The organism is Fischerella sp. JS2 (assembly GCF_032393985.1).
Lineage (GTDB): Bacteria > Cyanobacteriota > Cyanobacteriia > Cyanobacteriales > Nostocaceae > Fischerella.
Map to the genome: position 1 here is coordinate 692,575 of NZ_CP135918.1, position 14,789 is coordinate 707,363.

Annotated in this window: 9 protein-coding genes and 1 pseudogene; 2 read left to right on the forward strand and 8 right to left on the reverse strand. The window is 39.2% G+C overall.

Going from position 1 to position 14,789, the window contains the following annotated elements:
* The 3 genes from RS893_RS03020 to RS893_RS03030 all read right to left on the reverse strand — a co-directional run bounded on the left by RS893_RS03020 (window position 1) and on the right by RS893_RS03030 (window position 7,267).
* Window positions 1–4,626, reverse strand: coding sequence for a LamG-like jellyroll fold domain-containing protein (locus RS893_RS03020; RefSeq protein ID WP_315789785.1), 4,626 nt, complete (start codon window positions 4,624–4,626; stop codon window positions 1–3).
* A gap of 352 nt (window positions 4,627–4,978) precedes the next feature.
* Window positions 4,979–6,070, reverse strand: a complete 1,092-nt coding sequence (locus RS893_RS03025; RefSeq protein WP_315789787.1) for a sensor histidine kinase — start codon at window positions 6,068–6,070, stop codon at window positions 4,979–4,981.
* A gap of 342 nt (window positions 6,071–6,412) precedes the next feature.
* Window positions 6,413–7,267 carry a phosphate/phosphite/phosphonate ABC transporter substrate-binding protein gene (locus RS893_RS03030; RefSeq protein ID WP_315789788.1) on the reverse strand — a complete coding sequence of 285 codons (855 nt, stop codon included), beginning with the start codon at window positions 7,265–7,267 and terminating at the stop codon, window positions 6,413–6,415.
* A gap of 350 nt (window positions 7,268–7,617) precedes the next feature.
* On the opposite strand from RS893_RS03030, the gene RS893_RS03035 reads away from it, so the two are divergent.
* On the forward strand, window positions 7,618–8,520 hold the full coding sequence (locus RS893_RS03035; RefSeq protein WP_315789789.1) for a c-type heme family protein: 903 nt from the start codon (window positions 7,618–7,620) through the stop codon (window positions 8,518–8,520).
* A gap of 70 nt (window positions 8,521–8,590) precedes the next feature.
* Here the strand turns inward: RS893_RS03035 and RS893_RS03040 are convergent, their stop codons facing one another.
* Window positions 8,591–9,595 (reverse strand): sensor histidine kinase, encoded by a 1,005-nt coding sequence (locus RS893_RS03040; RefSeq protein ID WP_315789790.1) that lies wholly within the window; start codon window positions 9,593–9,595, stop codon window positions 8,591–8,593.
* 424 nt (window positions 9,596–10,019) lie between these two features.
* Here RS893_RS03040 and RS893_RS03045 point away from each other — a divergent pair, with 424 nt between their 5' ends.
* Entirely contained in the window at window positions 10,020–10,829 is an 810-nt protein-coding gene (locus RS893_RS03045) for an SDR family oxidoreductase (RefSeq protein ID WP_315789791.1), read from the forward strand.
* A 180-nt stretch (window positions 10,830–11,009) separates the two neighbouring features.
* On the opposite strand, the gene RS893_RS03050 is transcribed toward RS893_RS03045, so the two are convergent.
* The 4 genes and pseudogenes from RS893_RS03050 to RS893_RS03065 form a co-directional block, all read right to left on the reverse strand.
* The gene (locus RS893_RS03050) at window positions 11,010–11,543 is read right to left on the reverse strand and encodes a universal stress protein (RefSeq protein WP_315789792.1); all 534 of its coding nucleotides are present in this window, start codon (window positions 11,541–11,543) and stop codon (window positions 11,010–11,012) included.
* 663 nt (window positions 11,544–12,206) lie between these two features.
* Window positions 12,207–13,502 (reverse strand): sodium:proton antiporter, encoded by a 1,296-nt coding sequence (locus tag RS893_RS03055; RefSeq protein WP_315791852.1) that lies wholly within the window; start codon window positions 13,500–13,502, stop codon window positions 12,207–12,209.
* A 200-nt stretch (window positions 13,503–13,702) separates the two neighbouring features.
* Window positions 13,703–14,569: a carboxylating nicotinate-nucleotide diphosphorylase gene (nadC, locus tag RS893_RS03060; RefSeq protein WP_315789794.1), complete on the reverse strand. Its 867-nt coding sequence runs from the start codon at window positions 14,567–14,569 to the stop codon at window positions 13,703–13,705.
* 46 nt (window positions 14,570–14,615) lie between these two features.
* Window positions 14,616–14,762 (reverse strand): annotated as a pseudogene (locus tag RS893_RS03065) (transposase); the annotation flags it as partial.
* Window positions 14,763–14,789 lie beyond the last annotated feature (27 nt).

Genomic DNA, 14,789 nt, shown 5'->3' on the forward strand with positions numbered 1-14,789 from the left:
CTACTTCCAGGATTGTAAACTGGTAACTGGTTTGCCGCTACTAGAGCCAGTTCCCTTTAATTGTCCGTTCCAGTATAAATTAACTGTGTAGCCATTATCACTCTGTCTGCCTGTGACGGCGATGTTCACCGGAGTACCAGGGGTAGGTGCGTTAACAGAAGCAATGATGAGGCGTGGTTGTTGATTATCTTCATAACCAAAGCACAGGCTGTAGTTTGTCGCCGAATCTCGTCTGACGTATAGCCAAGCAGTGAGTTCGGGGTTGTCTCTGCCAATTCTACCTTTTTGCAACAAGGGGTGGAACATTTGATTGTTGTTAGGCAGAGTTACAGTCAGTTCAATTGTTAGTTCGTTGTCTACACCCAAGCCCACTTGATTGCCACAGTCAAGGTAATTATCTACACCATTAAATCTTAAAGCATAAGCTTCGGCGTAGGTGGCGGCGATGTGTTCCCAGGTAGTTGTCCACATGGGTTCAGTGGTGCTGAGGTAGCGGTTTCTCACGCCGGCGACAACGTTATAAGCTGTCAGTCCTGATTCGACTCTGGGGAGACTGCCGAAAATTTGCCCATCATTGGCAGTGTTACCAGTGCGATCGCTTGCTGTTCCATCTTCAAAGTGATAGTATGCCCGCAATCCTGCTTCATTGCCATCTAAACGACAATTTTTGGTGTCATTAATTTCTCTTTGACTACGTACTTTCCCCCAAACCCGGATTTCATCAACTGCACCTTGGAAGTAAAACTGCTTGTTGGGATTCTCAATTACGCCAATTAGTAATGCCCCTGTACCTTGGTAAGCGGCGGTAGCGATATCTTCTACTACCATTTCTCCATCTTTGTAAATAATCCGTTTGCGGCTTTGGGCATCATAAGTACAAGCCCAGTGATGCCAATTAGTATCGTTTGCTACATTAGGCTGAGTGTTTAAATCGTTGTTATAGAAGGCGAAGGTAAAGACTCCATTTTGGCGGAAACCGAAGTGTAGTTGGTTATTATTGGTAGGTCTACCTTGGGTGAGAACTGTGGAAAAGAAAGCATTGAGGTTGGCGGAATCTCGTCTAGCCCAAAATTCGATAGTGAAGGATTGATTCGCCAAGTTCAGGTTAGCGGCTTGGATGTAGTCACTTTGTCCGTTGAATCGGAAGGCAGAATTTACAGGCTTTCCTTGAACTCCCAAGGAATATCTAGATGTGGGCGAATTTTGGGAGACAATCCAAGTGATGTTACGAGAGATGTCTTTATCGGGACGAATCCAAGCTTCTAGGGAAATGTCGCCTTGGTTTGATAACTCGTTCGTATCGCCGCTTAAATGTCCACTGCGAATTTGCAACGCATTTCCGGGAGTGTCAGAAATCCAAGCGTTGGGTTGAGATAAGCCAGTCAGAGGACGGGTAGCAATATTTTCAATGTTACCTGTGTTGGATACCCCAGCCACTTCTACCAAAACCGAACCAAATTTGAGATTATAAGGAGCATTCATCAGCGTGCCTGTATTGCTGAAGCTGCTGTAACTGTCATAATCGTATTCCAGCAAGTTGATGGTTGTCCCAGCAGGTAAGGTATCTGTAAAGGTAATTTCGCTAATGCTAACTTCTTTGTCCCCTGGTGCGATCGCTTTTCTTAAGGTGAGAGTTCCTACACCAATTACCAGGGTTGCACCTTGTTCGTAGCGTTGAGTCGCAGGTTCCGCCAGAGTAATTGTATCAACTTTGCCTGTGACAGCAGCACCCAAACGACCGAGATAAACCACATCCCGCGCCTGTCCACTCAGCACTCTTGCCAATCCCATCGGGTTGCGGGGGACTCGTTGCCAAGTTTCGGTAATTTGCAGCAAGCTATTTTCTAAAGTGACATTGCAAGTATTAGCATCTTCCCCATCGGTAATCTTCACCGTAGTAGTATCAGGATTGGCATCACTAGCCATAATCACTTTAACTTCACTGCGTCCCAATCCTGGAGAACGTTCCCGCAATTGCACACTATTAGAAAGTAAAATGCTAGCACGGGCAACATTGGTGTTGTAACTAACAGCAAAAAATTGGTCTGCATCACCTCGGAAATACAACCGCAGCATTCCGTTAGCACTTTCAAATAATTGCGGTGCATCATTTGTCCAAGCAAAATCTAGCAATCCCCCCACCAAATTCAACCCATTGGGGTCAATATGAATTAAGCGCATGGGGAAAGCAAATTTACCTTGCAGTTGGGCGCGTAAATCTGCTAGTCTGGCTCTGAGGTTTTGCAGATGTTCTGTTTGTGCTATCAGCTGCTTATTTAAGTTAGGAATAATTACCGTTTGAATGTTGGTAATTTGTTGGTTGTAGTCGTCGATTTGCGAGTTGTAAGTATTCAGTTGATTTTGAAAACTTGCAGTAGTACGCACCCTCGCACTCATGTAATTACTCAGGAAATAAGTGCCACCTAATCTATTTTCGTCCTCATATTGGGCGCGAGAAGCACCTTGGAAGTTTGGTTGTTCATAGAGGATGACATACAAACCTGGATCTGGTTTTACAGAGTTAATCGCAATCCGTAATGTTGGATGTTCGCCGATGCCTAATCTTTGACTAGCACCTGTAAATTGAGGCTGGGAATATCCTGTAACACCTGTACCGTTTTCGAGATTTGCTCTCAGTCGTTCACTGTTTGTCCTATCTATAATTAATCTTTGAATTGTTGCTTGTTGCGTAGCAATTTCTCTATTGAGAGAATCAATTTCTCGTTGGGTATTGGGAATTTCTGTTTGTTCTAATTGAATGATTTGGTTGATAAAGGTATTCGGGTCTTTTGTCTTTGTGTCTATCAACGGTAGATTGATATTATCGGGAATTTGCGATAATCGACCCCGTTTACTCACAGCAAAGTCCAGAACAGCTATTTTTTTATTGTCATCATTTTCCTGTGCTGTGGCTACCGCAACTAACACACGGGCATTTTGCTTGATGGGTGCGGGTGTGCCATCATGTCCTGAAGGTACTTCCTCTTGCTGATAATACAACACAGCCGAGATACCTTTACCTGCCACAGTGCGATCGCCAAATCCAAAACTTGTCCGTTGGATACCAGGATTATCGCCTACAGGTGCGTCAGATTGTACCCACTCGGCTTGTCCTTCGACAATACCATTATTGAGTGTGTCAGTGCGATCGTAAACAGTTGTGCCATTACCTTCGTCAAATTGCCAATAGGTAAGTAAACCTGGTTCATTCCCCGCCTTGCGGAACTTTTTCGTTTCTCTAACTTCCAGTTCTGAACGTTCCCGTTCCCAAATCGATAATTCGTCAACAGTTGCAACAATAGGTAAAGCAGGTTGGGAACCACCGTATAAAGAACCGACATTTCTCCCCACAACCATGTAAGTTGTCGTTTCAGCAGTGGTAGGAAACAATAAATATTGATTGTCTTCCCCTTCACCATTAACAACTGCATCCCCTACTTGAATTTTCACCATACCAGAATTTGCAGGTGCATTGATATTATCTGGAGCCGGAGCCAGAGAAATACTAATATGATTCCATTGCCCCATTTTGATCGCATTGGCAGCAGAAGTCACGGTTTTAGAGTTAGCAGTTACCTGAATACCGTAACCAGGAAGAAATTGTCCATCAGTATTTAACTGAGTTTCTACCAACCTAATTTGGAAAACTGCTGCTGGTGTTCCTTCTGAGTAGATTACACCAGTAGTTTCTGGTTTAATCCAAGCGGAAATATTAAACTCTTGTTTGTTGAGGACTTGCGCTTTACCTGCAATATAGGTATCTGCATCCAGTTTTATAGCTGTTTCTGCATAACCCATTTTCGCAAACGCATCTGGACTTTCTGTACCTTGAGTATTGAAAAAGCCATCAGCAGAACGTTCGATATTGTACGCATCAATTCTGTTAGTCTGTTGATTATGGGCAAATATCTGCCAACGTTTAATATCTGGAATACCCGTTGGGAGTTGTAAAACTGTAAACCGTCCATCAACCAAATTTCTGATAAAATTTAACTCCATAGTTGGCTCATAAAATGGACGATTATCCATATCTGTAGCGCCGAGAGTATCCTTTGCACCATTTTTGAGAATTTTATGGCGACTGCGACGATAGCGAACTTCTCTAGCTGTTTTGAGTTGTGTACCGGAAAGGATAAATCTATCTACTAAAAGTGTGCGATCGACAATCGGAATCGGTGTTGAGCTATCTGAATTAGTGACGGTAATATTATCAGGATGATTACCATCAATAGACTGACGGAAGATGTAAATATATTGTCCATCACTCAAGGCTTGGAATGGCGCATCGGCTGTCAGTCTAGCGGTTGTAGAACGAAAGAAATCGATTTCCAAACGATTAATTGCAGGTTGACCATTACTTCTCACCGTTGGTAAAACTTTGTTAGGCAGAATCGCAAACCCAACTTGGGTAATTTCATTAGGAAATATCAACTCTTGGGGTGTAGATGACCAATTTCGCGCATCAATTGGGTTAGGTTCATCTTGTTGGTCAAGAACAGTGTAATATATTCGGCGATCGCTACCCATTGCAAAGGATATCAATACCCCTGTATGTTCTACTAGTGTTGTATATTGATAAGCTTTGTTAGTGTATGTCTGCAAATAGTTATCCCATTGTGGTTGCATATTTTTTTCCTAGTTACTAGTTGATGTGATGTAAAACTTTTCACTTAGATGAGTTTTCTGTTTTGTTGGGTAGTAAAACAGCATGAAGGAAAAAACTTACACAAAGTTTATATGTGTAAGTTCTATCAAATTTGACAAATTAATCGAGAGATTCAAATATTCAGAAGCTTTTACTGACAGATTAACCTTGATTCATCAGTTCAAATCCTTGATTTCAGGTGTTCTGTTATCTTTATAAAATTGACAACGATAAAAGTCGATACAGGAAAGTTAAGGAATTCAAAGTAGAAACTCACTTAACTTAAGACTTAACTATTACTGCGAATGAATATCATGTACAGCAGCACTGTCTTTATATCAATCGAGTGAGATTTTTCCTATTTGAACCTAGTGGCTGTGGTGTATTGCTGGGGAATTCTGATAAAGGTAGTCTCACAGTAATACAGCAGCCTGTCCCTAGCTCACTTTCTATCTGGAATTGACCCTTTGAGAGGGTAACTCTTTGTTGTATTTCTTGCAGTCCAAACCCCATTGACTGCTGATCTAATTGAAAGCCTTTGCCATTGTCTTCTATAGTCAGATACACCTGCTCTGGAATTGCACTTAACTGAATATGAACTGCTGTTGCTTCTGCATGTTTGTAAATATTTGTTAGTGCTTCTTGAATGATACGGTAAATTGTTTTGCTCACCTCTAGAGGTAATGCAGAAGTTAAATTCAATTGAGTGGTAGGCAAAATGCCTGTAACATGATGAAATTCTCGCACGAGGAAAGCGATCGCCATCTGGAGCGATCGCTCTTTTGGTACGTCTACACGCAAGGTATTGACTGAACGGCGAATCTCTTGCATGGCAAAAGAACCGAGTTGTTTGGACTCTAAAATATACCGATGAGCTTGATCTAGGTCAACTTGCCAAAATTTTAGAGCGCTTTGGAGTTGAATATTCAGAACAGCTAAAGCGTGTCCAAGAGAATCATGAATATTATGGGCAATATGATTGCGTTCCCGCACGACAGCCAAGTCTTCAACTTGCACAACGTATTGCTGTAGTTGCTTGTGAGCAATAGTCAGTTGTTCTTGAACTTGGCGCTCGGTAAATACTGTATTCACTAGTGACAGCAAAAACAATAACCCCACACCAAACAGAAATGTATGGTTCAATTGGTTCAACCAAAATATTCCTTGCTCTGAGAATGATGAGGAAAAAGCAATACTGCTGACAGATTTAGCTTTTAAAATCAAAAATAGGAAAAAAACCAAAGTAGCTAACAAGTAACGTCCCGACTCCTCAAACAAGAAGCAACTGCGAATTAACACTACAATCAACAGCAAAGGCCAAAATTGTAGATATCCAAATGTAGCCCCAAACAAGATTAACCCAATTTCAATGCTTGTATAGACGACTTTGGAGAATGTGTTGCCACCAGGTAACATAGATCCCATGAGACCGAAGACAATCAAAATGACAATGAATGGAATTGATAAATGAGGGGTTTGAGAGAAAACGATTGACACTAAGGAGTCAGCTACAGCGCAGGTTGCCACTAACCCCCATTCAATATAAAGTAGAAAGCGAAATGGATTTGAGCGGATAGGAAATGAAAGACTCATAGGAAATGGCAACTGCTGCCAACACTGACCTCGTTACCTACCTATTTTGAATCTTTTTCATCTAATTGCAGCAACAGAGAACAAATTCAAGACTTTTGTTAGAGTATGTAGTTTCTACTCAACGAAAGTAGTAGAGACATTTACTTAACTATTCAACGAAAGTTGCAACTAGACTCAAAATAAACGAACAGGTTTTTTTTGTAATTGAGAAGCGATCGCCTTTACCCGTTCTACCACCTCAATCATATATCCGTAATCTGGGACTTTTCCATTAGGTACATACCCTACATCTTGAGCCAAACTTGCAGGAAATTCATTTAAGACTCGCCGAATATATTCTTGATTTTTGCGTTCTACATTCGGCCCTACCAAAACTACACCAGGTGGTATTGAATGAGGATCTTTGAAGAGGATGCGAAACTGGCTAGAATTGAACCCAGAGGCGTAAATCTCCAACTCTGCAACTGAAATCGCACCGGCATTAGCTTTTCCTTGGGCTACCCATTCTAAAACTGTTTTGGGTGTAGGTGCAAATAATATCTCAGCTAATGTCAGACCATAAAGGTTGTAAAGGGGTAAATAATATCCTGTTGCTGAACCTGGTTGACCTAATACAAGAGTTTGACCTTCTAGCATTTTTAAATCGCTGAGTGGGCTATCTTGGCTTATAACAATAATTGAGCGCAAATTAGTTTCACCAACTAAAGGAAAAAGTGGGGTGTATTGATAGCGAGAGATTGCAAGAGCGGTCAAACCTGGTGGGGTAAATGCTATTGACCAAGCACCTTCTTTTAAACGTGCGATCGCTTGATTCTCATTGAAAACAGGTTCTAGTTGAATGTACGCTTTCATTTTTTCACCCAAGTAGCTATTAAATTTAGCGTATTGGCTAATAATCTCTTCTCCACCGCTATAGTTGATGACACCAACAGTTAATTCACCACCAAGTGTCGATTTTGTTTTACAAGCACTCACTATTAAAGATACTAGAAATAAGATAAAATTCCGACGATAAAATAGTTTAAACATTATTAATTACGATTAAATAAATAATAGAGGTTCATGATTAAAACATGCTTAATAGATTCATTGCATGAATTTCAAGATTTATATCCAATCAGAATTCATGTTATTTAATTCAGTAGATATAATTATTTTTGTCAAAAACAATATGTTATTTAATAAATAGTATGAAGTATTTTTAAAACACAAATAATCAGCAGTTAAAATATAATTTGTATTTATTTGATTTTTGTGAACCTAGATATACCTCGAATACTTTTCTTACTAATTACTAATTGCCTGTATACACAAGTAAGCTCATGAATCAAATCATCACCATATCTTAAAATAATGTGTCAATTTAACAAGAAAAAATAATGTTAAAAAACTTAAAAATTGGTGCTAAAGTAAATTTACTTTTGATACTAGTTTTTATAATTAGTATCTTCATGACGAGTACTGCACTGTCGCATTTACTACAACAGAGAGCGCAAAAAGAAGTGACCTCTAAAGCTCTCATTCTTATGCGTACAATGAATTCAGTTAGACAATATACACAAGACCGCATAAATCCTCTGCTTGAATCTAGATTGGAAACCGAAGCACAATTCATTCCAGAAACAGTTCCTGCTTTCTCTGCCATCAAAATCTTTGAAAAATTTCGCAATGACGAAGAATATAAAAATTTTATATATAGAGAAGCAACACTGAATCCTACTAATTTAAGAGATAAAGCTGACCGTTTTGAAACTAAAATCGTAGAAAGTTTTCGTAACAATCAAACGCTTAAAGAAATTACTGGTTTTCGTAGCCTTCCTCAAGGAGAAGTCTTTTACATAGCACGACCATTAGCTATTAAACAACAGAGTTGTCTTAAGTGTCATTCAACAATAGAAAATGCTCCTAAGAGTTTGTTAGCCAGTTATGGTACAGAACATGGTTTTGGTTGGCAACTCAATGAAATTGTTGCTGCTCAAATCATTTCCGTTCCCTCCCAAGATGTATTAGAAGATGCTGCTCATAGTTGGTCTTTAATAATGGGACTTTTAATTATGATCTTTGCTACTGTAATCTTCTTACTGAATTTTTTAATCAAAAAAATTATTATTCAGCGAATTAGAAAAATGGAAAAACTAGCTCAAAAAGTCAGCATTGGTGATATGAGTGCTGATTTTGAGGAAAAATCTAATGATGAAATTGGTGGATTGGCAGTAGCTTTTAATCGAATGAAATCTAGTTTAGAGATAGCTCTCAATCTGCTTCATAAAGAGGATAATTAAGTAGAATTTAGTTATGAGATAGAAGGAAAATCTATAAAGTATTATTTCAATTCCAACTTCAAATTACCTATTACCCATCACCAAGTTCAGCAAAAGCTACTTGATTTAAATCAGAAAATAAATATTGCTGAAAGTTCTGAGATTTTTGTAAATTGGGAATTTCTGCTGCCAAGATTTTTACAAGTTCTGTACAGGATACATGAGGGTTATTTTTGATAGCTTTTTGGACGAGAAATGATGCTATCGGACCAATTAATTCAGCTAATTTTCGCTCGCATTGGCGTATAAATATCTCTTTTTGAGGTGAATTAACTTGTTGGTTCTCCTGTATTATGGTAGATTCTTGAAAAGTTTTTCGTGTTTTTGTCTCCAAAAGAGGAAGTTCTTCTAAGGGGATTTCAACAGTTATTTTGCAACCAATTCCTGGTTCAGTTTCAATATTGAAATTTCCTTGTAAGGCTGTCACCCTTTCTTTTATGCCTTGGATACCAAAGCCTGATTTGCTTTGCGATAGGCTAAAACCTTTACCATTATCTTTAATAACAAGCAGTACATTGTTTAAATTGGTATCCACTATAATCTGTACATTTGTTGCTTGTGCATATTTACAAATATTTGTTAAAGATTCTTGCACAATCCGATAGATAGTTGTGACTACCTTGCTCGGTAACGAAACAGATAAGCTGATACTGGTAGAAGGTAAAATGCCAGTGGTTTGATGAAAATTTTCAACAACACAAGTGATAAGTTCTTCTAGTGATTGCTGTTGACCTTCTTTTGCACGTAAAGCATAGACAGATTCACGAACTTCACGAATCGCAACGGCTCCTAGTTTTTGAGCTTCTGTTAAAAACCGTTCTGCTTCAGAAGGATCGATACGCCAAAGCTTGAGAGCAGTTTGTAGCTGAATGTTAAGACTAGTTAGCGCGTTACCTAAAGAATCATGTATTTCACGAGCAATACGTCTGCGTTCCTGCACTGCGGCAAATTCTTCAATTTGCAGAAGATGCTGTCGTAATTCCTCATGGGTCGCTAATAACTCGGTGTAATGCCTAGATGCCACGATATTAACCATGTTCATGTAGTACTAACGGACTATTTCACACCACACATTGCCTTGCTTACTTGTAATTGAATTTATCCTTGAGATAAAAGTCCTATCCTTACCCCACAAGAGTAATTGGTTGATTTCCGGATACGCACCCTAAAATCCAGATATGACCGTGGGACTTTGATTGAACCTTTGTGTACTTATCTGGAGAAGATTAGGAATTTACGCGACAATTCAACAATTTTTGGGCAAGTTACAAATAGCAGTTTGATGGTGTAATCTACTGTCACTTCTCAAAGGCGCGATCGCTTTCTAACCAGAGAAATATTTTCTAACTTCTTCCCCACGAATAACAATAAGCAAGAAGGCAAACGGAAGCAGCAGAAACCATCAATAAATGAAAAATATGCGGACAAGTCAACCAAGTTCTGCAAGGAGTCCAAGTCAAATGAAAGGATTAAAAGGTAAAAATGCTTTAATTACGGGTGCAAGTTCTGGTATTGGACAAGCGATCGCCATTCGCCTCGCCCAAGAAGGCTGCAATATTGCTATCAATTACCGCAAAAGTCCTGAAGGTGCGGAAGATACCGAAGAAATGGCAATGCAAAAAGCCTGTGGAGGTATTGAAAATTGTGGTGTGAAGTCACTGCTAGTACAAGGCGATGTCTCTAAGGAAGAAGACATTATGGAAATAGTCAAAAACGTAGTTGACAAGTTGGGTAGCCTTGATATTTTGGTCAACAATGCCGGAATTCAAACCGAATGTCCATCTCACGAAGTGAAGACCGAAGACTTTGACCGAGTGATTGGGGTAAATTTGCGGGGTGCTTATCTATGTGCGCGTGAAACTATCAAATACTTCCTCTCGCAAAACCGTCCCGGAATCATCATAAATGTTTCTAGCGTTCACGAAATTATTCCCCGACCGATGTATATCAGCTACTCCATTAGCAAAGGTGGGATGGAAAATATGACCAAAACTCTGGCACTAGAATATGCAAACCGAGGTATCCGTGTGAACGCGATCGCGCCGGGAGCAACTATCACCCCCATCAATGAAGCTTGGACAGATGATCCCGAAAAGAAAGCAGTTGTAGAAAGTCACATACCTATGGGTCGTGTGGGAACTTCAGAAGAAATGGCAGCGGCTGTAGCTTTTTTAGCATCTGATGAAGCCGCATACATCACAGGACAAACATTGTTTATTGACGGTGGGCTGACACTGTACGCTGACTTCCGGGAAGCTTGGTCTGCGTGAGACGTAAGTAAAAAATTAGGTGTTGCTGAATGATCCGTTATCCAAAATAATGAGATGTTTCATAAATTTGCTTCCATTCTGGTCGATAAGATTGAATTGCCCGTTTTTGTAGTTGAATAGTTAGGCGATCGCCAAAGTGTGATCGCCTAATTTCCAATAGAACTAAAATTGTTATGAAAATTATCTAGAGGTGGAAGCACTTGCACCTTCTTTTACAACTTCAGTTTCTTTATCATCAATGGAAATTTGCACAACATGAACTGAACAAGGAGCATGGTGAAGGACATAATTACTGACGCTACCGAGGAAGAGTTCCGCCAGACCAGAGTGACCTCGACGCCCGATGACAATGAGATCAGCACCCCAACTCGCAGCTAAATCACAAATGACTCGACTAGGAGTACCAGAGATTTGTCTAAATTCAGCGTTCACATTGGCTGTGTTTGCTTGAGCGCAGAATGATTGTAACATCTCTACACCTTGATGTTTCCACTTGTCCCACTCCTGTTGATGAAACTCACAGACTTGCTCCCACATTCCGGAATAGTAATCAAAAGTGGACACTGGTATATAAGGACTACCTTCTTCTTCACTCGATAAAACGTGTAGTAGCAATAAACTAGCTCCTGTCATCTTTGCCAAAGCAAAGCCTTGTTCAAAAACATGTTTACCCATTTCAGAGCTATCTAATGCAATCAAAATCTTTTTAAACATACAAACCTCTAATACTGATGCTAGGTAAGTTTTTTCAAAGATCCTTGTCCTATATATAGAGAAATAATTTGAGAAACTTGTGAGGAATACAAAAGAGCCGCTCGATTATTACACGCACACTACGGTAAGCAAAGCACAATATAAAGCATCAAGAATAAAACTCTAACCACCTGTAATAGAAGCAACAATTAGTGTTTAATTTCTCAAGACGTTGCCAGAGAAGTTTTCTTAACTCATCTAAATCATCCTTGAAGTCAGATATACACTAATTTTCAAATTTTCAAACCTCAAATTTGTTAACTAATGCTTGGGAATAGTTAGCATGGTTGCTGTTAGTTGATAGGCAAATTAGAAGCTTTAATAATTTAACAGCGATCGCGCTGATTTTATATCAATTTGAAAAAAGAATGGAACACACCAATAGTATCAGACCCCTCTAACCCTTATTACCATTTCCGGAGTTGCATAATTGAAGTATGGATTCGAGCGATCGCTATGTAATATCCAAAGTGTGGATCAACTTATAATTTAAGTATGGTGCAGACGTGTTGCGATCGCTCAGGTCTTTGTTGCTTTATTTGTACCTGGGATCGTTTATCTTGCCAATGCGATCAGGACACAAACAGAAGCGATTGAAGATGCGAAATTTGGTTGTGTTTTATATTACTCAAATTTATCAATTGTTGAGGATTCATGAACTTCTTGATGTCTTGCGATCCGACGTTCATATATATTCATTAACGGAGTAGCACTAACGCCATGAACTATCACAGAAACCACAATAGTAGTGTAGGTAATCCAGGAAATCTTCTCGCCAACTTCGCCTTCTAAACCCTTACCAAAAGCGTAAGCAAGATAATACAAAGAACCAACACCACGAATCCCAAACCAACCAATTAGCCAGCGACTTCCTGGATGTAGAAAGCGGCGTCTAGAAGGTGAACTTTGACCAGTCGTACTGAGCCAGACCCCCAAAGGTCGGATGATCAAGAATAGTAGTACTATTACTAACAGAGATTGAGTAGCGTAATTGAGTATCGGCCGGAATAATAATATTGAACCTAGTAATAAGATTGTTCCTACTTCTAGCAGCTTTTCTAGCCTTTCTATGAATTCTAATTTTGCTAAAGTTTTTTCGGAATTATTGTAACTCCTTTGTACAACCAGTCCAGCTACAAATACAGCGAGAAAACCATAACCATTAACTATTTCTGTTAATGAATAAGTTATTAAAATAGTACTAATAGCAATAAAATCTTCCATTAATTCATCAGGACGACGATGCTTTTGGACTTTTTTATCAATCCAGACTACTGCTTTAGCAACAACAAATCCCATAATAATGCCAGCTGCAATAGCCCAAATTAAATCAATACTGACCCAAGATTTCAACCAATTATTCCAATTACTATCTTTTAAAGCATATAATCCGAAGTAAACAAAGGGAAAGGCTAAAGCATCATTTAAGCCACCTTCGGAAGTTAAGCCAAAACGTAATTCATCTTGATCATGTGTATCATTTAGCTGAACTTCTGAAGCTAAAACTGGGTCAGTGGGCGCAAGAATTGCTCCTAATAAAATTGCTTCTCCCCAATTCATGCCTAAAAACAACTTACCTACAACAGCTAACCCAAAAATGGAAATTGGCATTAAAAATGCAATTAAGCGTATCGTAAGATTCCAAGTTTTCCAACCTATTGGACGAACAATTTTTAAACCACAACTAAAAACAGAAATAATTACTACAAATTCAGTTATACGTTCGAGTACTTCAGCATTAAATATTCCCTCACGACGTAATTGAATCAGTCCAATTCCGTAAGGACCCAGCAGAATACCAACCACTAAATAGATGAGGGCAAAAGAAAGAGGTAAACGTACAATCCAACCTGAACCTAGAGTTACAAACAACAACAGTAGACCAATAATCAATAAAGCGCTGATATAAATATCTATCATAAAAGCTAGCAAGTAAAATAATACATCGCTTTGCAAGCTTACTTGCGATCGCTTTGACATCAAATCCTCTAGGGATAGATTTCAAATTCATCAATAGTTATAGTTACTTGGAAATATATTTTATATGCGTCTTTATATCTAGCTAAGTAAACTAGTCTGTGATGATAACTATAAATAATTAGACTTATATTCTAGTTACATCATTGAATATTCATACTCAAATCTAACCACTTCGATTGTGTAACTGGCGCACTACTAGAAATATAGTCCACACCTGTTTGGGCTACAGCACGAATAGTTTCTAAGGTAATATTGCCAGAAGCCTCTATTTTGACTTTCATATCAACCGAACGAATCATTTGCACCGCTTTTTGCATCATATCTAGAGGCATATTGTCCAACATGATAACGTCAGCTTTATGATCAATAGCTGCTTGCACCTGTTCCAAATTTTCTGTCTCTACCTCAATTGTCAATGGATAAGGTATCCGTTCCCGAATACGAGAAATCGCTTCTGTAATTCCTCCGGCTGCTGCAATATGATTATCTTTGATCATGACCGCATCATCCAGTCCCATGCGGTGATTAATTGCTCCTCCTACTTGAGTTGCGTATTTTTCTAAAATTCTTAAACCTGGTGTCGTTTTGCGTGTATCTACAAATTTAGTAGGTAAATCTGCAATTTTTTCTGCATATTGACGAGTCAGTGTCGCAATTCCACTCAAGTGCATCGCTAAATTTAGCGCTACTCTTTCTCCGATCAACAATGCATCTAAAGACCCATGCATATGCGCTACTACTTGTCCTTGCTGACAATATTCACCTTCATTTGTATGTATCTGAAAACTAATTTTTTCATCCAAAAGCTGGAATACCCTCGCTGCTATTGGCAAACCAGCTATCACCCCAGGTGTTTTAGCTATCCACTCAGCCTGCCCTTGAATTTTACCTTGAGTTAATAGAGATTGAGTTGTGCGATCGCCCCTACCGATATCTTCTAATAACCAGCTTTGCAGCAGTTGATCTAGCAGGATAAACGGAGGTAGTACAGCAGTCGAAGACATCATAATTCATCCTAAACACAAACAATCAAAACTTTAAATTATTTTGCACATTGGCAACAAGATGCAGCTTAAATCCCAAAAACCAATCCACAGAAGTCTTGCCACGATTGGCTAAACCTTTAAATACCCGATGACGTGAAATACGACGATTATGGCAGACTTTCAAGCTGGTTGAATCGATAAAACCGATACCTGACCCTGATCTCAGCTTACGTAGAATAGG

What these genes read in the sequence shown, in the direction of transcription:
- RS893_RS03020 (WP_315789785.1), bottom strand. Translation starts at nt 4,626, where the DNA reads ATGCAACCACAATGGGATAACTATTTGCAGACATACACTAACAAAGCT.
- RS893_RS03025 (WP_315789787.1), bottom strand. Translation starts at nt 6,070, where the DNA reads ATGGGATCTATGTTACCTGGTGGCAACACATTCTCCAAAGTCGTCTAT.
- RS893_RS03030 (WP_315789788.1), bottom strand. Translation starts at nt 7,267, where the DNA reads ATGTTTAAACTATTTTATCGTCGGAATTTTATCTTATTTCTAGTATCT.
- RS893_RS03035 (WP_315789789.1), top strand. Translation starts at nt 7,618, where the DNA reads ATGTTAAAAAACTTAAAAATTGGTGCTAAAGTAAATTTACTTTTGATA.
- RS893_RS03040 (WP_315789790.1), bottom strand. Translation starts at nt 9,595, where the DNA reads ATGGTTAATATCGTGGCATCTAGGCATTACACCGAGTTATTAGCGACC.
- RS893_RS03045 (WP_315789791.1), top strand. Translation starts at nt 10,020, where the DNA reads ATGAAAGGATTAAAAGGTAAAAATGCTTTAATTACGGGTGCAAGTTCT.
- RS893_RS03050 (WP_315789792.1), bottom strand. Translation starts at nt 11,543, where the DNA reads ATGTTTAAAAAGATTTTGATTGCATTAGATAGCTCTGAAATGGGTAAA.
- RS893_RS03055 (WP_315791852.1), bottom strand. Translation starts at nt 13,502, where the DNA reads ATGATAGATATTTATATCAGCGCTTTATTGATTATTGGTCTACTGTTG.
- nadC (WP_315789794.1), bottom strand. Translation starts at nt 14,569, where the DNA reads ATGATGTCTTCGACTGCTGTACTACCTCCGTTTATCCTGCTAGATCAA.